Source organism: Allokutzneria albata (assembly GCF_900103775.1).
GTDB classification, from domain to species: Bacteria; Actinomycetota; Actinomycetes; order Mycobacteriales; family Pseudonocardiaceae; genus Allokutzneria; species Allokutzneria albata.
The window spans coordinates 7,835,993-7,854,645 of the sequence record NZ_LT629701.1; the positions used below are offsets into that span (position 1 = coordinate 7,835,993).

Sequence of the window (18,653 nt, forward strand, 5' to 3'; positions counted from 1 at the left end):
GAAAGGTCAGCGGCACCACCGTGGGAGGTGCTACCCGGTACGGCTGGATGGGGCTCCCGTTGTGCGGATGCGGCTGACCGAAGAGCAGGCGGATGGGCTGGAGTGCTTGAGCTGCGCTCAATCCTGCGGCCGTGGTCGGCGGGCGTTCCGGCCTGTCGGTCACGTGGTCGGCGGATCGCAGGTATTCCGCTGTGTCGCCTGCCTTGACGGCGTCGGCGGGGGTGAGCACTGATGGCGCGCTCGCGTAAGCCTCTGGCTGAGCCTGCGGCGTTAGAGATCACCCGGCCTCGCCTGCCGTGGTGGACGCTACTTCCGTTGTGGGCCAAGGTGATTCTTGCCCCGGTGGCGCTGGTGTGGTCGGCGGCATGGTTGATGATCCGGGCGGCTCGGGTCGCTGTGCGCTATCCGGTGGCCGTCGTCGTGGGCCTGTTGGGGTGGTCCGGCTACGTCCAGCTCGGCCCATGGTGGCTACTGGGAATTTCCGCCGTGGTGGTCGGCGGCCTGGGCGTATGGGCGTGGCGGGACTCCTCGTCGTTCACGCGGTTCTGCTGGTGCGAGATCCGCACCGAATGGCGACGCGTGGTCGTCTACGCGTGGCAGTGGCGCACGGTGATGCGGTTATCGGACCTGACGAAGTCAGTTCGGGGCGCGGAGTTCCGGCCGAAGCTCGGGCGTGTCCGTTCCGATGGGTGGCGGGACCGGGTGCGGGTTCGGATGGTCAAGGGCCAGGCTCCGGAGCAGTGGGAGCTGCGGGCCTCCGGTCTGGCGCACGCCTTCGGCGCTTCATCGTGCCGGGTGCGAGTCCGCAAACCGGGACGTCTGGAGCTGGACCTAGTGCACCGTGACCCGCTGGTCCGTCCGGTCGGTGTTCCGGAGCTGCCGCCGGTTGAGGCCACTGTGGATCTGAAGCGACTCGTGATCGGTGTCGCTGAGACGGGACGGTCGTTGACCCTGCGATTGCAGGGCAACCACGTGTTGGTTGTCGGGTCGACCGGTGCGGGCAAGGGCTCGGTGATGTGGTCGCTGATCTGGGCGCTGGCTCCTGCGATCAAGTCCGGCCTCGTGCGGCTGGTCGGGATCGACCCCAAGGGTGGGATGGAACTCGGGCAAGCCCCGGAGTTGTTCGACCGTGTTGTGTACAGCAACGGTGGGGAAGCCGTTGAGCTGTTGGAACAACTCGCCGAACAGGTCAAGGAACGGGCAGGGAAGTATCGGGGCTGGCTGCGGTCCTGGTCACCGAAGAGTGGTGATCCGTTCACGCTGCTGGTCGTCGATGAGCTGGCGGACGTGATCGCCTACCAGTCGGACAAGAACCTGCGGGAACGCGCTGCTCGGGCGGTGCAAACCATTGCCTCTCAAGGGCGTGCGCCGGGTTTCGCGGTGCTGGGCCTGGTGCAGGACCCGCGTAAGGAAGTCGTGTCCTTCCGGCACCTGTTCGGCACCAAGCTCGCCCTCCGCCTGGACGAGCCTGCCCAGGTCGACATGGTTCTTGGGGAGGGCGTTCGGCAACGCGGCGCGACCGCGCATGAGATCAGCGAGAACACCCCCGGTGTGGTGTGGGTGAAGGTCGATGGCCGCAAGGAACCCGTTCGGGCGCGCGCGTTTCACGTCACCGACGCTGACCTTGACCGGCTGGTCTCCTACGTCACGGGCCGTGAGGCCGTTCAGGCTGAGGTTCTGGACTTTCCCGACCGTGTCCGCCGGATCGAAGGCGGTGCGGCATGACCGAAACCACAACTGTCCAGAATGGACAGACCGCGATGGAACCCGATGACGGGTACATGACGCGGGCCGATCGGATGCGTCAGCCGATGGCCTTGGATGTGGTGCGGTCGCTGGCCGAGACCAACGGGGTGTGCGTGCGGCCGTTGGCGCAACGGCGGCTGGACTATGACACCGGGCGCGTGGATGTCGTGCCCGTGGCGTGTGGGTCCACGGTGGCGTCGGTGTGCGGGCCGTGTGCGGAGAAGGCGCGTCGGCTGCGGATGGCCCAGTGCCGCGAGGGCTGGCACCTGGACGCCGAACCCGACTTCACCCCCAATCCGCCCACCAGCGATCAGGAAGCGCTGATCGAGGTCCGGGCACGCCTGTGGGCCGAGTATCAAGACGCTCGGGCTGAAGGCGACACCGAAGGCATGGACGAACTGCGCGACACCGTTCACGCCCTGGACGCCGAACTCCGCGCCAGTGGAATCCGCGGGAAGCTCCCCGCGCTGGACGCACCAACCCGCAAGACGGTCAAGCGGTCCACCCGGCGCAAGCAGGACGCGCCGGACCTGCCTCGGCGGCGGGTGGACAAGCGCACCGTGGGCGCGACCTACGGCGGGAAGTTCCGGCCGTCGATGTTCCTCACCCTCACCCTGGACTCCTACGGGCGGGTGTTGTCGGACGGGACCCCGGTGGATCCGGACTCCTACGACTATCGGCGGGCGGCTCGGGATGCTGTGCACTTTGCCGCACTGGTGGATCGGTGGATTCAGAACCTGCGGCGGGCGGTCGGGTTCGACGCGCAGTACTTCTCCACCGTCGAACCCCAGCGCCGTTTGGCGCCGCACTGGCATGCCGCTATCCGGGGCTCGATCCCGCACGAGCTCGTCAGGTTGGTCACGGCGGGCACCTACCACCAGGTGTGGTGGCCCAAGCATGACGAACTCGTCTATGGCGGGGCCGTCGTGCCGGTGTGGTGCGCCACGGCGAAGGGCTTCGTTGACCCGGTGACCCGTGCGCCGTTGCCGACATGGGAGGAAGCGCTACCCGGCCCGGACGTCGAAGAACCGGCGCATGTGGTGACCTTCGGGGCGCAGGTGCACTCCAAGGGCATCCTCGGCGGCACTGAGGAAGCCGGGCGGCACATCGGCTACCTGACGAAGTACCTCACGAAGACGATCACCGAATGCCATGAGGAGTCCAGCGAGCGGCAGCGGCGGCATGCTGACCGGCTGCACGAGGAACTGAAGATCACCCCGTGCTCGCCCCGGTGCGCGGTGTGGTTGCTCTACGGCATCCAACCCGCTGGTGCCCGGATGAACCTGAAACCGGGGCAGTGCAAGGGAAAAGCTCACCGACGTGCCACCCTCGGCCTGCCCGGTCGGCGGGTTCTGGTGTCCCGCAAGTGGTCCGGCAAGAGCCTCGCCGATCACCGACACGACCGACAGCAGTTTGTTCGGCAACTACTGCTGGACCTCGGCGTCACACCGGACACCGACCGATCCAAGGGCGGAAACGTCGTGTGGGAAAAGGTCGCCCCTGGAGACCCGGACGTTCCGCCCCGGGCGCACCTGCTTCTGCACGCTGTCGCTGAACGGCTCCGATGGCAGGCGCAGTACAAGACCGCGCTCCTGGCGGCAAACGGCGACTCACCCCCACCCGGACATTCGGCAAGTCCGGCATTGGCGGCCTAGAGGAGGGGGAGAGATGAACGTGCGCGAAATCGAGCCGCTCTGGGGTGTGGAAGAAGTCTCGGCCTACCTCGGTGTTCCGGTGCACACCATCCGTGGGTGGCGCAGCAAGAACTACGGGCCTCCGGCGCGCAAGGTCGGCAAGCACCTGCGGTGGGACCCGATCGAAGTCCGCAGGTGGTTCGGCCGTCTCGGTCAAGAGGCGGCGTAGAGCTTTCGGCAATTCGACACACAGGAGAGGTCTGTCATGGGCCACGTACAAGACCGCTGGTGGACCGTCAAGGATGGTGAGAGGGAGAAGACTCCCTTGTATGGCAAGGGAATGCGGTACAAAGTGCGCTATCCCGGCCCCGATGGTCGGGAGCGCTCGAAGATGTTTCCCGATCGGCAGAAGAAGGCGGCGGAAGCCTTCCTGAACGAGATGGAGAACGACAAGAACAAGGGCACCTACTTGGACCCGAACGCGGGGAAGATCACCTTCCGGGACTACACGGAGGAGTACTGGATTGAGGCTCGCACCTTCGATGAGTCGACGCGTGAGGGTGTGGAGTTCCGGTTGAAGCTCCACGTGTACCCGTACTTCGGGGACATAGAGCTTCGGGCCATCCAACCGTCGACGATTCAGGCGTGGGACCGGAAGCTTCAACAGAAGGGGCTTGCCGAGACCTACCGCAGGTCGATCTTCGCCAATGTTTCGGCAATCTTCACCGCTGCGATCGACGATGAGCGCATCCGCAAGAACCCGTGCAACGGGAAGTCCGTGATCAAGCCGCGTGGCGAGTACCCGAAGGTCGTGCCGTGGTCAGCGGAACGAGTGCATGCGGTTCGGAAGGCGTTGGGGGAGCGGTACAGGGTGGGTGTGAACCTCGGCGCTGGCTGCGGCCTGCGGCAAGGGGAGGTGTTCGGATTCTCGCCGGATGACGTGGACGAGTCCGAGGGCGTCATTCACGTGCTGCGCCAGATCAAGATCGTGCGCGGGACGATGATCTTCGGGTCACCGAAGCACGGAAAGAGCCGTGCCGTCCCGTTGCCTGCCAGCGTGGCGGCTGCGATCAAAGCGCACACGAAGAAGTACAAGCCGCTGCGGATCACGTTGCCGTGGGGTTCTCCCGACGGCAAGCCGGTGACTGTGCCGCTGTTGATCTACACGCGCGAGTCGAAGCAACTCCATCGGCACTCGTTCAACCACCACGTCTGGAAACCGGCGCTCGAAGCGGCGGGAGTGGAGAAGCCGGGACGAGCAGAGGGCTTCCACGCCCTGCGGCACTTCTATGCCTCGTCGCTGTTGGAAGAAGGCGTGAGCATCCGGGCGCTCGCCGACTACCTGGGGCACGCTGACCCGGCGTTCACGCTCCGCGTGTACACGCACCTGATGCCAGCGAGCCACGAACGGACGCGGGCGGCCGTGGACAAGGTGTTCGATGTGAATGCCGACAGTGGTGAGGCTGCCTAGCTGTGCGCTTCCTGCTCATCTGCGCCAAGGTCACCGCGCATAGCGTCTGTGATCACAGAAAGCGCGTGGTAAACCGTCGCCCAGTCCTCTTTGGTTGGAGCGCGGGAACCGATCATGAGTGCGTAGGTCAGGTCGTCCAAGGTGGCCACGTGGGCTTGAGCCTGTGCCCAGATGGCGTTGGATACGAGCCTGACTCGACCGAGGAGGAGGTCAATGGACCGGCGTTCCTCAGTTATCCCATCGGGGGCGTTGGCGGAGTCCAGCCAGTCAATCGGGAAATTGGCAGAATCCTTGTTCTGCTTGTTGAACTCGATGTCATAGCACCGGATGTCGTGCTGCCACCGATCGAAGTAGGACAGCAGTTCCGCGTAGAGCTCACGTTTGTGATCGGCGAACCGGTGTCGGTCTTCACGACGCCACTGGTCGGTGCGCAACTGACGTTCGCGTCGGCTCTGCATCAACTGCCCGAGGGCAACCCCTCCGAACGCGATCAACGCAGCGAGAACTGCGGCGCCTCCGGTGACCCAGGGGTTCGAGATGCCCTCCACGAGCGAACTGTAGAGGACCTTGAAACGACCGAGGGCCGGGTGACTGGAGTAGTCACCCGGCCCTCGGCCTGTGGTCGATCTGACGGCCTCTCCATCCCTGACGGCCTGGAGGCGGCCTGGGCGGGGCTCAGACCGGGGAAATGGCTGGTCGGAGCCCCGGACGCATCACACGTCGTAGTACAGAGCGAACTCGTACGGGTGCGGGCGGAGGCGGATCGGGTCGATCTCCTGCTCGCGCTTGAGGGCGATCCAGGTGTGGATGACGTCCTCGGTGAAGACGCCGCCCTCGAGCAGGAACTCGTGGTCCTTCTCCAGGTTGTTCAGGGCCTCGTCCAGGGATGCGGGCACCTGGGCGACGTCCTTGGCCTCCTCCGGCGGGAGCTCGTAGAGGTCCTTGTCGATCGGAGCCGGGGGCTCGATCTTGTTCTTGATGCCGTCGAGACCGGCCATCAGCATGGCGGCGAAGGCGAGGTACGGGTTGCCCGAGGAGTCGGGGCAGCGGAACTCGACCCGCTTGGCCTTCGGGTTGTTGCCGGTGATCGGGATGCGCACGCACGCGGAGCGGTTGCGCTGCGAGTAGACCAGGCTGACCGGCGCCTCGAAGCCCGGGACCAGGCGGTGGTAGGAGTTCACCGTCGGGTTGGTGAAGGCCAGCAGGCTCGGCGCGTGGTGCAGGATGCCGCCGATGTAGTGCCGCGCGGTGTCGGACAGGCCGGCGTAGCCGGACTCGTCGTAGAACAGCGGGGTGCCGTCCTTCCACAGCGACTGGTGGCAGTGCATGCCCGAGCCGTTGTCGCCGTAGAGGGGCTTAGGCATGAAGGTCGCGGTCTTGCCCGCGGCCCACGCGGTGTTCTTCACGATGTACTTGAACAGCTGCAGGTCGTCGGCCGCGTGCAGCAGCGTGTTGAACCTGTAGTTGATCTCGGCCTGGCCCGCGGTGCCCACCTCGTGGTGCGCGCGCTCCACCTCGAAGCCGGAGCCCTGGAGCTTCAGGACGATCTGGTCGCGCAGGTCGGCGAAGTGGTCGGTCGGGGTGACCGGGAAGTAGCCGCCCTTGTACTTGACCTTGTAGCCCTTGTTGCCGCCCTCCTCCTCGCGGCCGGTGTTCCACCAGCCCGCCACGGAGTCGATCTCGTGGAAGGAGGCGTTCTCGCTGCTGGAGAAGCGGATCGAGTCGAAGAGGTAGAACTCCGCCTCGGGCGCGAAGTACGCCAGGTCGGCCAGGCCGGACTCGGCGATGTACTGCTCGGCCTTGCGGGCGATGTTGCGCGGGTCGCGGCTGTAGGGCTCGCGGGTCAGCGGGTCGTGCACGAAGAAGTTCACGATCAGCGTCTTGACCTCGCGGAACGGGTCGATGCGCGCCGTGGCCAGGTCGGGCAGCAGCAGCATGTCCGACTCGTGGATCTGCTGGAAGCCCCGCACCGAGGAGCCGTCGAAGGCCAGACCCTCGGCGATCGCGTCGGCGTCGAACGCTTCGGCGGGCACGGTGAAGTGCTGCATGATGCCGGGCAGGTCGCTGAACCGGACATCGACGAGCTTCACGTCCTCTTCGGAAATGAAGCGCAGGACCTCGTCGGGATTGGTGAACACCCTCGTTGGCTCCTTCACGCGCGTGAGGCTTGTCCGCCGGTGCAGGATTGCCGCCGGCATGGGACTGACGCTAGGTGCGCGGTGTTGCTCGACCGCTACCCCAGTGTTTCCTCAGTGTTAACGGCAACCCGGGCCGGTGGCTTGACCCACCTGGTCGGGGCACCGGAGCCACCCGGTCTTACCCTTGACAGCGTGAGCACCGAACCGGAGTCCGTCACCCACGCCGGAGCGCGGTTCGGCTTCCCCGCGCACGGTCCCGGCTCGCTGGCCTCCTTCGGCCGCCGGATCCTCGCGCTGGTCGTGGACTGGCTGCCGGCGGCCGCCGCGGCCTACTTCCTCACGACGAACCCGTCGCTGTCGGCGCTGGTGATCTTCGCGGCGGTGACGATCATCTCGCACTCGCTGTTCGGCAGGACGCTGGGCTACGCGGTCGCCGGGCTGCGGCTGGTGAAGATCGACGGGCTGCGCCCGGACCCGGGCCGCGTGCTCGTGCGAACCCTGTTGCTGTGCCTGGTGATTCCCGCCGTGGTCAGCGACGACGACGGCCGCGGCCTGCACGACAAGGTCGTCAGCACCGCCGTGGTCAGCACCCGCTAGAACGACGAAAGCCGGGCCCAGCGGACCCGGCTCCCGTGGAAGCGTGAAACCTCAGCGGCGCCGCATCGCGCGCTGGACGTTGCGCATCTTCGCGCCCTGGGGCAGCGGGCCCTTCGGCATCGCCGCGCCGCGGGCCGCCAGCGCCGAGAGCCGGGTCTCGATCACGTCGACCTGGGCCTTGGTGATGTTGCGGGGCAGCTTGGTCAGGTGCCGCTGCAGGTCCTTGAGCTTGACCTGCTTGTCCTCGTTGCCGACGATCAGGTCGTAGATCGGGGTCTCGCCGATGACCCTGGCGATGCGCTTCTTCTCCTGGCCCAGGAGCGGCTTCACCCGGTGCGGAGCACCCTCGCCGACGAGTACGACCCCGCAGCGGCCGACGACCCGGTGCACGGCGTCGAGCTGCGTGGTGCCCGCGACGGCCTTGGTGACGCGCCAGTTGCCGCGCATGTTGTCCAGCGCCCACGCCGCGGCGCCGGGCTGGCCGTCGGCCTTGGTGAAGACGTTGCGCTGAACCCTGCGGCCGAACACGACCACCGCGGCGAGCACACCGAAGGCGATACCGGGCGCGAGGAACACCCAGTGCATGTCCCAGAGCAGGCCGAGGGCGAAGATGCCGCCCGCCACCACGAGGAACGAGCCGAGCATCCACGGGATCAGGCCGCGGTCCTCGCGGCGCTGCATCTTGAACGCCTCGAAGATCTGCTTGCGGCGCTGACGGGATGCTTCGCGGCGTGCGCGCTTCGCTTCCTTGGCGGCAGCCTTGTCCTGCTTGGGGGCCATGCCTCCAGGATACGGCCGTGAGCGAGGGCCGTTGCGCCGGGCCGACGAGTTCCTGGCGCGGTGGCTCCGAAGTCTGGAGGATCGGAACGGTCCGATGCGCCAAGTGAGCGATCGTTAGGGGTCCGCGATGGCACGACGCAAAGGCAATGGCGGGTGGAGCGGGGCCGCGTCCTCGAACAACGGCAGCGGTGGGGGCTGCAACTCCGGGACTGACGGGGGAGGCGGCAGTGACGGCGGCGGTGGTGGCGACGGCGGGGGCGGTGGTGGCGGCGGCAACTTCACGCTGCTGCCCAGGCCGTCCGCGCTGCTGATGGCGGCGTCGCGCCTGGTGGGAGACGGTGCCGCGTCGAGGCGGTTCGTGCTCGGCGCACTGCGCGGCTACCAGGCGCTGCTCTCGCGCTTCACGGTGGCGTGCCCGCAGCCGGTCTCGTGCAGCGCGTTCGCGGTCGACGCCGTGCACCGGCACGGCGGGCGCAGCGGGCTACGCCTGGCCGCGGCCCGCGTCACCGCCTGCGGATAGCGAAAGGGGCCGCACCGGTGCGGTGCGGCCCCTCCCCTGCAAAACAGGTCTACTGCCGGGCGAGGACGGCGCTGGCCTCCTGCGCCGCGGTGCCCTGCTCGCTGAGGTGGCGCAGGTTCTCCGGGACCTCCTCGCCGCGGTGGCGGACCGCCTGCGTGTAGAGGCGGCCTGCGCGGTAGGACGAGCGCACCAGCGGTCCGGCCATCACACCCGCGAAGCCGATCTCCTCGGCCTTCTTGGAGTGGTCGACGAACTCCTGCGGCTTGACCCAGCGGGACACCGGGTGGTGCCGGGGGCTGGGCCGCAGGTACTGGGTGATGGTGATGATGTCGCAGCCCGCCTCGTGCAGGTCGTGCAGCGCGGCCGTGACCTCCTCCGGCTCCTCGCCCATGCCCAGGATCAGGTTGGACTTGGTGACCAGACCGGCCTCGCGGGCGCGGGTGATCACTTCGAGCGAGCGCTCGTAGCGGAAGGCGGGGCGGATGCGCTTGAAGATGCGCGGCACCGTCTCCAGGTTGTGCGCCAGCACCTCCGGGCGCGAGCCGAAGACCTCGGCCAGCTGCTCGGGGTTGGCGTTGAAGTCCGGGATCAGCAGCTCGACGCCGGTCCCCGGGTTCAGCTCGTGGATCTGCCGCACGGTCTCCGCGTAGAGCCAGGCGCCGCCGTCCTCGAGGTCGTCGCGGGCCACTCCGGTCACCGTCGAGTAGCGCAGGCCCATGGCCTGGACGGACTCGGCGACCCGGCGGGGCTCGTCGCGGTCCAGCGCGGCGGGCTTGCCCGTGTCGATCTGGCAGAAGTCGCAGCGGCGGGTGCACTGCTCACCGCCGATGAGGAAGGTGGCCTCGCGGTCCTCCCAACACTCGTAGATGTTGGGGCAGCCGGCCTCCTCGCACACCGTGTGCAGGCCTTCGCGTTTGACCAGGCTCTTGAGCTCGGAGTACTCCGGGCCCATCTTCGCCTTCGTCTTGATCCACGAGGGCTTCTTCTCGATGGGAGTCTCGCTGTTGCGAACTTCCAGCCGCAGCAGCTTGCGGCCCTCAGGAACCACGGTCACGCGCCCAGCCTACGCCCGTTCGTCCGGAAATCAGGAGGGGTCGGGTGTGACTCCGGTCAGCTCGGCCGTCACCACCCACAACCTGCGGGCGAGCACCTGGTCACGGGCGTTCGCGGAGGCGCGGGCGCGGGCGGGGGAACCGAAGAGCTCCAGCACACCGCCGGGGCCGAAGTACTCGCCGCCGCGCACGTCCGGCATGGTCGCCGCGTAGAGCTGGGGCAGCGTCCCCGTCGCGGTGTCCTGCGAGATGATCCGGTTGACCAGCTCGGCGCCGCGCTCCATGAACCTGCTGCCGCGTGAGCGGGCCATGTTCGTGGACAGCTCGCTCTTGGTGAAGCCGGGGTGCGCGGCGACGCTGATCACGTCCGAGCCCGCCTTGGCCAGCCTGCGGTTCAGCTCGAACGCGAACAGCAGGTTGGCCAGCTTGGACTGGCCGTAGCCGGTGACCGGGTCGTAGCGGCGCAGCTCGAAGTTCGGGTCGTCCACGCGCAGCCCGCCCCGGTGGTGGGCCAGCGAGGACACCGTGACCACGCGCTCGCGGATCGCGGGCGTCAACAGCCAGGTCAGCGCGGCGTGGCCGAAGTGGTTGGTGCCGATCTGGGACTCGAAGCCGTCGGCGGTGCGGCGCAGCGGCGGGCCCATCACGCCCGCGTTGTTCATCAGCACGTCCAGCCGGTCGCCGGTGCGCTCGCGGATGTCCTCACTGGCCTTGCGCACGGACGACAGGTCGGCGAGGTCGAGGGTGACCAGCTCGGGGCGCTCGCCCGTCGCGGCCTTGGTGACCTGCTCGACGGCGGGCGCGGCGCGTTCGGGGGAGCGGCAGGCGAGCAGTACCCGTGCGCCACGTGCGGACAGTGCGCTCGCGCTGGCCAGGCCGAGGCCGGAGTTGGCCCCGGTGATCAGGATCGTCCTGCCGGTCTGATCGGGGATGTCGGCCGCGGTCCACTTCGACATGTCCCCTGCCTACCTGTGAGTAGCCGGTCTCGCCAGTGCGGTTTGTCAGGTTCAGGCGGTCAAGGCCAGTTTGCGGAGCAGGCCGCTCAGCGGAGAACGCCGGGTGGCCGGCTTCGGCGCGCTGCGCACGAGGCCGAGGAATGTCGCACCGATGCGGTCGACGTCGTCCTCGGAATCGCCGTCCTCGGCGAGGCCGGCGGCCAGCGCGAGCATGCGGTGCTCGCGGGCGAGCGAGGCCTCCGGCACCGGGTTGGCGTCGAGCACCCGGCGCAACGCGGGCTCGGTCTCGGCGGTGCGGTGCCAGGCGGAGGTGACGGCCTCGACGCGGTCGCCGCGGGTGCGCTCGGCCTCCAGCAGCGCGAGGTCCACGCGCGAGGTCAGCAGCAGCATCCAGCGGTAGTGCAGTGCGGCTGCAATGCCTTCGGTGCTGATGAGGTCCTCGGTGCCCATGCTCGATCCCGCAAGCGGATCTTCGGCGACGGCAGGCAGCCGGGCGTCCGAACGAGCGCAGGCGGCGGTGACCGCGGCGTCGAGCGCGTCCCGGCGGCGGTAGAAGTCTTCCCAGCTCATGGCCTGCCTCCTCGTCATACCTGTGGTTTGCGCCATACCGGCGGTATGGCCGACATGCTCACCATACCATCGGTACGTACTGGCGGTATGTCGTAGTGTTGTGAGCATGGCGACAGCGCGGCCGCGGCGGGTGGACTACTCGGAATCGACGAGGAAAGCCCTGGTGGACGGGGCTGTGGTGCTGTTCACCGAGCGCGGCTACGCGGGCACGTCGCTGGATGAGGTGTGCAAGCGGGCGCGGGTCACCAAGGGCGCGCTCTACCACCACTTCAGCGGGAAGCAGGGGCTGTTCGAAGCCGCCTTCCACGCGGTGGAGCAGGACATGCTGACCCGGCTGTCGGAGATCGTCTCGCAGCCCGGTGACGTGTGGGAGACCTCGCTGGAGGGCCTGCGCGCCTACCTGCGCGTCTGCCTGGAGCCCGCCTACCAGCGGATCGTGCTGCACGAGGGCCCGGTGGTGATGGGCTACGAGGCGTGGCGGCGGGCGGAGGAGCGGTTCAGCTTCGGGCTGGTGCGCACGGCGGTCAGCGGGTTGATCGACTCCGGGCTGATCGGCGAGGCACCGGAGGAGCCGATGGCGCGGCTGCTCTTCGGCGCGCTCGCGGGCGGCGCGACCATGATCGCGGCGGCCGAGGACCAGAAGAAGGCCAGCGAGGAGATCGGCCGCTGCATCGAGAGCGTGGTGTCGGGGCTGCGCGCGCTGAAGGAGACCGGCTGGCCGAACTGCGCGGTCACCACTGGGCAGTGAGTGGCGTGCGCCACTAAGTTCGGTGCCCGTGGACTTCCGGATCTTCACCGAGCCCCAGCAAGGGGCCACCTACGACGACCTGTTGCGCGTGGCTCGCTGTGCCGAGGACGCGGGGTACGGCGCGTTCTTCCGCTCCGACCACTACCTGAAGATGGGAGGGGTCACCGGGCTGCCCGGCCCGACCGACGCGTGGATCACGCTGGCCGGGCTGGCCCGCGAGACCTCGCGCATCCGCCTCGGCACCCTGATGACGGCGGGCACCTTCCGCCACCCCGGACCGCTGGCGATCTCCGTCGCGCAGGTCGACCACATGTCCGGCGGGCGGGTCGAGTTCGGCATCGGCTCCGGCTGGTTCGCCGAGGAGCACACCGCCTACGGCATCCCGTTCCCCGACGTGCGCGAGCGCTTCGACCGCTACGCCGAGCAGCTCGCGGTGATCACCGGCCTGTGGCAGACCTCGGAGGGGGAGACCTTCTCCTACCGGGGCGAGCACTACCAGCTGACCGATTCGCCCGCGCTGCCCAAGCCCGCCCAGCGCCCGCACCCGCCGGTGCTGATCGGCGGGCTCGGGGCGAAGCGCACGCCGAAGCTGGCCGCGCGCTACGCCGACGAGTTCAACGTGCCCTTCGCCGACATGGACACCGCGGTCGCCCAGTTCGAGCGCGTCGCGGCGGCCTGCGCGGAGAAGGGCCGCGACCCGCGCTCGGTGGTGCGCTCGGCCGCGCTGGTCGCCTGCGTCGCCAAGGACGAGGCCCGGCTCGCCGAACGCGCCGCCGCGATCGGCCGTGAGGTCGAGGAGCTGCGGCGCAACGGCCTCGCGGGCTCGCCCACCGAGGTGGTGGACAAGCTGGGGCAGTGGAGGGACAAGACCGGGATCACCCGCGTCTACTTCCAGCTGATGGACCTCGACGACCTCGACCAGGTCGAGCTGATCGCCGCCGAGGTGTTCCCCCAGTTCTAGGTCAGCAGGTTCTGGGTCATGAAGCCCAGCAGGCCGACCAGCGTCGCGGCGGGGATGAGCACGCTCCGCCGCGACGCGATCAGCCAGACCTCGAACAGCACGACCGCGCCGACCACGAGCACCGAGGTGACCGGGTTCGCCGATTCCCTCGCCAGGAACGGCAACAGCAGCGCGGCGAGTGCGCACAGCACATAGCCGATCTTCGCGAGCAACCGGGTGCGCGGGGTCTCGACCAGCCAGCTGCCCAGCGTGACGCGCGCGTCGGCGTTGCCGTCGGGGTAGATCGGGTACGCGGGCTGGAGGTAGGGAACCCTGCCCGCCAGCGTCTCCGCGCCCCACCGCACGCGCCGCCCGGCCATCAGCATCGTGCCGTCCCAGCTCGTCTTGCTGTTCCGGCCGCCGGCCGCGGCTTCCGGTGCCGCGGGCAGGTCCAGCCCGTCCGGCAAGGGGAACTCGGCGTCGTGGCTGAAGACGATCCGCTCGCCGGGCAGATCGCCGAAGCTGCCCTCCACGGCTTCCCGGCTCTTCGCGGGCCAGCGCTGGTGCGCGGTGAGCCAGCCGAAGCTCGGGTCGACCGGCAGCCACCCGGTCCCGGCGACGTGGAACTCCGCCCACGCGTGCGCCTGGAGCCGTCCCGTCGCCCAGGTGCCGAAGACCGTCCGCGCCGGAATGCCCATCGCCCGGCACCAGGCGACGAAGAGGAACGCGTAGGCGCCGCAGTCCCCGCTCCTATCCCAGAGCATCGCCTCGGCGCCGAGATCGCCGGTCGGCCAGGTGTAGCGGTACCGGTCGCCGACCAGCTCGTCGAAGAACGCGCGCGCGATCTCCTCCGGTTCCGTCCGGTCCCCGGCGAGCCGCAGCGCCTCCGCGTGGATGGACTCCGACAGCGGGACGAGCGCGGTGGACGCGGTGTACCTGGCGCGCTCGGCCTCGGACAGCTCCGGCGTCGCGCGTGCCGGATCAGGTCGGTGCACAAGGACTTCGGCGCGGAGGCCGGCGCGGCTGCCGGGCGGGACGGACACCAGCCACGCGTCGTCGGTGGTGGTGTGCGGCGCGGGGTCCACGGTGCAGGAGGCGACGGACTGCCTCGGCGTGTCGGGCAATCGCGCCAGCATCAGCGTCATCGGCGAGTCGCTGTGGTTGTGGATGGACCAGGTCAGGCGGCGCATATCCGGGCTCTCCATGAAGTCAGTGCAGCTGGCCGGCGATGTCCGACGCGGCGGCCAGCATGATCAGGGCGGGGACCGTGGCCTGAGGGCGCACACGGTAACTTCCGCGCCCGTCCTGCTCCACGATCCGGGCGCCGGTGAGCGCCTTCAAGTGGTGGTAGAGCTGCCCGGTCGAGCCGAGCCCGGCCGCCGCCTGCAGCGCTGACGCGGGCTGCGGCCCGTCGGTGACGAGCAGCCGGAGCACCGCGATGCGCACCGGATTCCCCAGCGCGGCAAGGACTTCGGTGCGCGGCGCGTCGGGAAGGCCCAGCAGCGGCTCGGGGCGGCAGAGGATCTTCCAGGACAGCTCCTGGTGCAGCGTCACCGCGCCCTCGTAGGCCAGCAGCCCGCCGCCGTCCTCCCGTGCGGGCTCCTCGGTCGCCGCGCGGCCCTCCAGCGCGGCGACCCGGAGCTCCAGCTCGGCGACCCTGGCGGCGAGGTCGCCCGGCGTGCTCTCGGTCATCCCCCGAGCATGCCTGGCCGCGTCCCGAGCGCTTCGGCCACCCTCCGCTGCCACGCCGGATCGACGGCGGCGTTGACCACCAGGTCGACCAGCGACCGCTGCTCGGCGAACTCGGCCTCGGTGAGCCCGCGGAAGAGCACCGCGCCCGAGCTGACCGTGCCGTCCGTGCGGCGCGCGCCGAAGGCGAGGGTCAGGATGCCGCCGGACAGCGATCCGCCCTTGAACCCGAAGGACGCGAAACCGGGCCTCGGGTTCGGGCCGAACGCGCGCTCCAGGTGGGTCCTGGCCAGCGGAGCGGCGGCGGCCGGGCGGTAGTTCCCGGTGGCCAGCGCGCGGTGCAGCTTGGCGAGGTCCTGCGCGGAGGACCCCCACGTGCCCGCGGCCCACGGAGCGAGGCCGTCGAACCCGGGCAGCTTCGGGTAGAGCGTCGCGATGACCCACTGGCGGAACTGAGGGTCGCCAGCGTAGCGCTTGGCGTACTTGCGGCCGGTCGCTTTGCGGACCTCGACGGGCTTCGGGTCCTCGCCGTGGAGCGCGATGAGCATCTCGCCGCTGATCATCCGCACGTCGGCGTGCGCCCAGCCCGCCACGGCGGCGGCCCGGCGCAGCTCCGGCTCGCCGAGCAGCACGGCGAGGTAGTCGGTCGCCGCGTTGTCACTGAAGGTGATCATCGCGAGCGCCAGGTCGTCCAGGCTGACCTCGCGCTGCGGGTCGGCGGCGTAGAAGCCGCTCGGGTCCAGCGGGATCTTCAGGTGCTTGAGCGCGGCCGGATGCGCCCCGCCGTCCATGTTCGGCAGGTAGTAGGACTCCCAGTCGGCGATGCGCACGCGGCGCTTCGGGTCGAGGCGCCGCTCCGCGACCGCGGTGGCGTAGGCGGCCAGGTGCACCACCTTCATCGCCGACGCGAGCGGCTGCGCGACCTCCTGGCGGTGCACCACCACCCCGCCCACGCCGTTGTCGAGGTGGACGCCGACCTTGTCCTTGTTGCCGCGCAACCACTCCACCCAGGCTTCCGGCGTCTTGGGCGGCGCCGCCTGGGGTTCCGCCGACGCGAGTGCGGGCAGGGCCAGCGACGCGGGCACGGCCAGGGCCGCCGCGCCGAGCAGGTGCCTTCTGCTGAGCATTCCGAACTCCCCCTCCGGTGTTCCGTAATTCCGGAATAATAGAGGGGGTCGGCGGTCGCGGTCTAGTTCTGCAGAGCGAAGGTGATGCCGGGGGCGGTGGGCCCGGTCCGGGCGATGTTGGTCTCGCTGACCTGGATCTCGCCTTCGAGGGCGGCCAGCACGGCGCGCTCGGCCAGCGGCAGGGCCTCGGCGACGGTGACCCGGCGGCCGACCTCCTCCGACAGCGAGGTCACGCCGACGCCGGTCAGTCCGCAGGGCACGATCCGGTCGAACGCCTTGGTGTCCGGCTCGCAGTTGAGCGAGAAGCCGTGCATGGTCACGCCGCGCTGCACCCGGATGCCGATCGCGGCGATCTTGCGCTCCTGGCGGGTGGCGTCCCCGGCCAGCCAGACGCCGCTGCGGCCCTCGACGCGGCCGACCTCCAGCCCGAAGGACTGGCAGACCACGATCAGCGCCTGCTCCAGCCGCCGCACGTAGTCGACCACGTCCACCGGCTCGGCCAGCGCGATCAGCGGGTAGCCGACCAGCTGCCCCGGCCCGTGCCAGGTGATCTTGCCGCCGCGGTCGACCTCGACGACGGGGGTGCCGTCGTCCGGGCGGTCCTCCGGCTGCGTGCGCTTGCCCGCCGTGTAGACGGAGTGGTGCTCCAGCAGCAGCAGCTGGTCCGGGCCGGTGCCGTTGGCGCGCGCCTCGGCGAGTTCGCGTTGCAGCTCCCACGCCTCGACGTAGTCGATCAGCCCGAGGTGGCGGACCTGGACCGGAGTGCTCGCGACGCGGCAAGAGATGTCAGGACGGCTCACGGCTCGACAGTACTCCCTTGTCGGGAGGCCAAACCGCGGCCGAGACGAGCAGCCCGACACCCAGGGCGCCGACGAAACCACCGACCACGTCGGTCAGGTAGTGCACGCCGAGCATCACGCGGCAGGACGCGGCCAGCAGCACCACGAACGCGAGCGCTCCCGGTACCCACCGCGCGAGTTCGCGGCCGCTCCACACGATCAGCACGACCACGGTGACGGTGACCGCGGTGACGGCCGTGACGTGACCGCTGGGGAAGCTCTCACCGGGGAACACGCGTGGTCGTGTCCGCACGAAGACGCCCTTGAGCTGCACGACCGCCCACGAGAGCCCGAGCACGAGCGCGGCGCGGACCATGACGCCTGCGCGGACGTCGTCGCCGAGGCCCGTGTAGTAGCCGAAGCCGAAGACCAGGGTCACCATCAGCGTCAACGCCAGAGCGGGCCCGAAGACGTCGGTGATCGGCTTGATGATCTGGCCGAGCAGCTGGTCGTGCTCGCCGCGGAACGCCTCGACGAACCAGACGTCGATCGTGGGCGGGTTGTTGCTGACCAGCGTGCCCAGGACGAGGCAGGTCGCGAAGAGTGCGCCCCCGATCGTCGCGAGCAGCGGCCGGGACGGAGCCCTCAACGGTCCTCCGCGGCGTCGAGCGCGGCCTCGAGCGTCGGGTGCTGGAACTCGTAGCCCGTGCGCTCCAGGACCGCGGGCACGGCGCGCTGGCCGATCAGCGCGCCCTCGTCGGCGAAACCGCCCAGAACCAGCCGCAGCGCGAACCCGGGCACCACCCACGGCGCGGGCCGTCCGAGCGCCTTGCCGAACGCGGCGGTGAACTCCGCGTTGGTCGCCGGGATCGGGCCGGTGAGGTTGACCGGGCCGCTGACCGCCTCGTTCTCCAGCACGAACCGGATCGCGCCGACCTCGTCGTCCAGGGAGATCCACGGCATGTACTGCCGGCCGGAGCCGAGCCGCCCGCCGAGCATCATCGAGAACAGCGGCCGCAGCTGGCCGAGCAGGCCGCCGGAGGGGGAGAGCACCAGGCCGGTGCGCAGCATCACCACCCGCGTCCCACCGACCTGCGCCCGCTCCGCGGTGTGCTCCCACTGCTCGCACAGGTCGGCGAGGAAGCCCTCGCCGGCGGTCGCGGTCTCGTCGACCACCCGAGACCCGGTGTCCCCGTAGAACCCCACGGCGGAGCCGTTGACCAGCGTCGGCACCTTGCGCTCCGCGACGGCCTCGGCCAGCAACCGGGTCGGCGCGACGCGGCTGGTGAGCAGGGTCTGCTTGCGCTCCTCGGTCCATCGCCGCTCGCCGATACCCGCACCGCAGAGGTTCACCACGGCGTCGGCACCGTCCAGCGCGCGCTCGTCCAGCTTGCCCGCGTAGGGGTCCCACCCCCGCTCGTCGGGGGCGGCGGGCCTACGGCGAACCAGGCGCAGCACCTCGTGCCCGGCCTGCCGCAGCACCGGGATGAGGGCCGAGCCGATCAGGCCGGACGAACCGGCGATCACAACGCGCATACCCCGATGTTCCCCAAGAACCCGCTCCAGTGCACACCCTCACCCCACAAGATCGAATGTCCACCCGACGTCCGCCGTGCGGGGTGCACCCCACGCGCCCGTCCATGATGCGCGGTGGCTGTTGCCGGCGTGCCCGACCGGCCGCTCCGCGGAACCCCTGTTCTCGGAAGCCTCCGTCCGATCGGCGCCAGCCGCTGCTGGATTCTGCGGAAAAAGGCTCGGTGATCGCGAGCTGCATCACCGGGGTGAATAGCCCGAGTTCGACCGGCTGAGTCGGCGGGGGCGGTTGAGTATCGGTTCAGCCATCGGCTTCCCGTTGCAACGATCGTTGCAGTCCACCTTCACCTGTGTGGCGACTTCTGGCTGCCCC

General features: G+C 69.5%; 20 protein-coding genes. 8 read left to right on the top strand and 12 right to left on the bottom strand.

The window, feature by feature from the left end:
- The first annotated feature begins 342 nt into the window (after window positions 1-342).
- The 4 genes from BLT28_RS35905 to BLT28_RS35920 are packed head-to-tail and all read left to right on the top strand — an operon-like array spanning window position 343 to window position 4,851.
- The gene (locus tag BLT28_RS35905) at window positions 343-1,725 is read left to right on the top strand and encodes an FtsK/SpoIIIE domain-containing protein (protein WP_322788473.1); all 1,383 of its coding nucleotides are present in this window, start codon (window positions 343-345) and stop codon (window positions 1,723-1,725) included.
- Between the two features lie 56 nt (window positions 1,726-1,781).
- Entirely contained in the window at window positions 1,782-3,401 is a 1,620-nt protein-coding gene (locus BLT28_RS35910; protein ID WP_156050756.1) for a replication initiator, read from the top strand.
- Window positions 3,402-3,414: 13 nt separating this feature from the next.
- Window positions 3,415-3,609: a helix-turn-helix transcriptional regulator gene (locus BLT28_RS35915; RefSeq protein ID WP_043810900.1), complete on the top strand. Its 195-nt coding sequence runs from the start codon at window positions 3,415-3,417 to the stop codon at window positions 3,607-3,609.
- 36 nt (window positions 3,610-3,645) lie between these two features.
- Window positions 3,646-4,851, top strand: coding sequence for a tyrosine-type recombinase/integrase (locus BLT28_RS35920; protein WP_030428739.1), 1,206 nt, complete (start codon window positions 3,646-3,648; stop codon window positions 4,849-4,851).
- Here BLT28_RS35920 and BLT28_RS35925 read toward each other — a convergent pair.
- Both BLT28_RS35925 and glnA read right to left on the bottom strand, forming a co-directional pair.
- Window positions 4,848-5,399 (bottom strand): hypothetical protein, encoded by a 552-nt coding sequence (locus BLT28_RS35925; protein WP_030428738.1) that lies wholly within the window; start codon window positions 5,397-5,399, stop codon window positions 4,848-4,850. The two genes, BLT28_RS35920 and BLT28_RS35925, sit on opposite strands and share 4 nt — an antisense overlap.
- Window positions 5,400-5,564: 165 nt before the next feature.
- Window positions 5,565-6,989, bottom strand: coding sequence for a type I glutamate--ammonia ligase (glnA, locus tag BLT28_RS35930; RefSeq protein WP_030428737.1), 1,425 nt, complete (start codon window positions 6,987-6,989; stop codon window positions 5,565-5,567).
- A 192-nt stretch (window positions 6,990-7,181) separates the two neighbouring features.
- Between glnA and BLT28_RS35935 the strand changes: the two genes are divergently transcribed.
- A complete protein-coding gene (locus tag BLT28_RS35935) occupies window positions 7,182-7,586 on the top strand; it encodes an RDD family protein (protein WP_030428736.1) in 405 nt (134 codons plus the stop codon).
- Window positions 7,587-7,637: 51 nt separating this feature from the next.
- On the opposite strand, the gene BLT28_RS35940 is transcribed toward BLT28_RS35935, so the two are convergent.
- Window positions 7,638-8,366: a DUF4191 domain-containing protein gene (locus BLT28_RS35940; RefSeq protein WP_030428735.1), complete on the bottom strand. Its 729-nt coding sequence runs from the start codon at window positions 8,364-8,366 to the stop codon at window positions 7,638-7,640.
- Between the two features lie 127 nt (window positions 8,367-8,493).
- Between BLT28_RS35940 and yidD the strand changes: the two genes are divergently transcribed.
- Window positions 8,494-8,886, top strand: a complete 393-nt coding sequence (yidD, locus tag BLT28_RS40660) for a membrane protein insertion efficiency factor YidD (protein ID WP_030428734.1) — start codon at window positions 8,494-8,496, stop codon at window positions 8,884-8,886.
- A gap of 49 nt (window positions 8,887-8,935) precedes the next feature.
- Here yidD and lipA read toward each other — a convergent pair whose 3' ends face one another.
- The 3 genes from lipA to BLT28_RS35960 are packed head-to-tail and all read right to left on the bottom strand — an operon-like array spanning window position 8,936 to window position 11,464.
- A complete protein-coding gene (gene lipA, locus BLT28_RS35950; RefSeq protein WP_030428733.1) occupies window positions 8,936-9,940 on the bottom strand; it encodes a lipoyl synthase in 1,005 nt (334 codons plus the stop codon).
- 30 nt (window positions 9,941-9,970) lie between these two features.
- Window positions 9,971-10,894: an oxidoreductase gene (locus BLT28_RS35955; protein WP_030428732.1), complete on the bottom strand. Its 924-nt coding sequence runs from the start codon at window positions 10,892-10,894 to the stop codon at window positions 9,971-9,973.
- A gap of 51 nt (window positions 10,895-10,945) precedes the next feature.
- Window positions 10,946-11,464: a hypothetical protein gene (locus BLT28_RS35960; protein WP_030428731.1), complete on the bottom strand. Its 519-nt coding sequence runs from the start codon at window positions 11,462-11,464 to the stop codon at window positions 10,946-10,948.
- Between the two features lie 106 nt (window positions 11,465-11,570).
- Between BLT28_RS35960 and BLT28_RS35965 the strand changes: the two genes are divergently transcribed.
- On the top strand, window positions 11,571-12,212 hold the full coding sequence (locus tag BLT28_RS35965) for a TetR/AcrR family transcriptional regulator (RefSeq protein WP_030428730.1): 642 nt from the start codon (window positions 11,571-11,573) through the stop codon (window positions 12,210-12,212).
- Between the two features lie 28 nt (window positions 12,213-12,240).
- Window positions 12,241-13,173: an LLM class F420-dependent oxidoreductase gene (locus tag BLT28_RS35970; RefSeq protein WP_030428729.1), complete on the top strand. Its 933-nt coding sequence runs from the start codon at window positions 12,241-12,243 to the stop codon at window positions 13,171-13,173.
- Here the strand turns inward: BLT28_RS35970 and BLT28_RS35975 are convergent.
- The 6 genes from BLT28_RS35975 to BLT28_RS36000 all read right to left on the bottom strand — a co-directional run bounded on the left by BLT28_RS35975 (window position 13,170) and on the right by BLT28_RS36000 (window position 18,283).
- Window positions 13,170-14,357: a transglutaminase-like domain-containing protein gene (locus BLT28_RS35975; protein ID WP_081900178.1), complete on the bottom strand. Its 1,188-nt coding sequence runs from the start codon at window positions 14,355-14,357 to the stop codon at window positions 13,170-13,172. The genes BLT28_RS35970 and BLT28_RS35975 overlap by 4 nt on opposite strands.
- Window positions 14,358-14,361: 4 nt before the next feature.
- Complete coding sequence (locus tag BLT28_RS35980; RefSeq protein WP_030428727.1) at window positions 14,362-14,844, bottom strand: ArsR/SmtB family transcription factor; 483 nt, start codon at window positions 14,842-14,844, stop codon at window positions 14,362-14,364.
- On the bottom strand, window positions 14,841-15,968 hold the full coding sequence (locus BLT28_RS35985) for a serine hydrolase (RefSeq protein ID WP_043810899.1): 1,128 nt from the start codon (window positions 15,966-15,968) through the stop codon (window positions 14,841-14,843). Before BLT28_RS35985 ends, BLT28_RS35980 begins: the two co-directional genes overlap by 4 nt.
- Window positions 15,969-16,030: 62 nt before the next feature.
- Window positions 16,031-16,768 carry a lipoyl(octanoyl) transferase LipB gene (gene lipB / locus BLT28_RS35990; RefSeq protein ID WP_030428725.1) on the bottom strand — a complete coding sequence of 246 codons (738 nt, stop codon included), beginning with the start codon at window positions 16,766-16,768 and terminating at the stop codon, window positions 16,031-16,033.
- Window positions 16,755-17,396 carry a phosphatase PAP2 family protein gene (locus tag BLT28_RS35995; RefSeq protein ID WP_030428724.1) on the bottom strand — a complete coding sequence of 214 codons (642 nt, stop codon included), beginning with the start codon at window positions 17,394-17,396 and terminating at the stop codon, window positions 16,755-16,757. Before BLT28_RS35995 ends, lipB begins: the two co-directional genes overlap by 14 nt.
- Complete coding sequence (locus tag BLT28_RS36000; RefSeq protein ID WP_030428723.1) at window positions 17,393-18,283, bottom strand: TIGR01777 family oxidoreductase; 891 nt, start codon at window positions 18,281-18,283, stop codon at window positions 17,393-17,395. The genes BLT28_RS35995 and BLT28_RS36000 overlap by 4 nt, the downstream gene beginning before the upstream one ends.
- Between the last annotated feature and the right edge of the window lie 370 nt (window positions 18,284-18,653).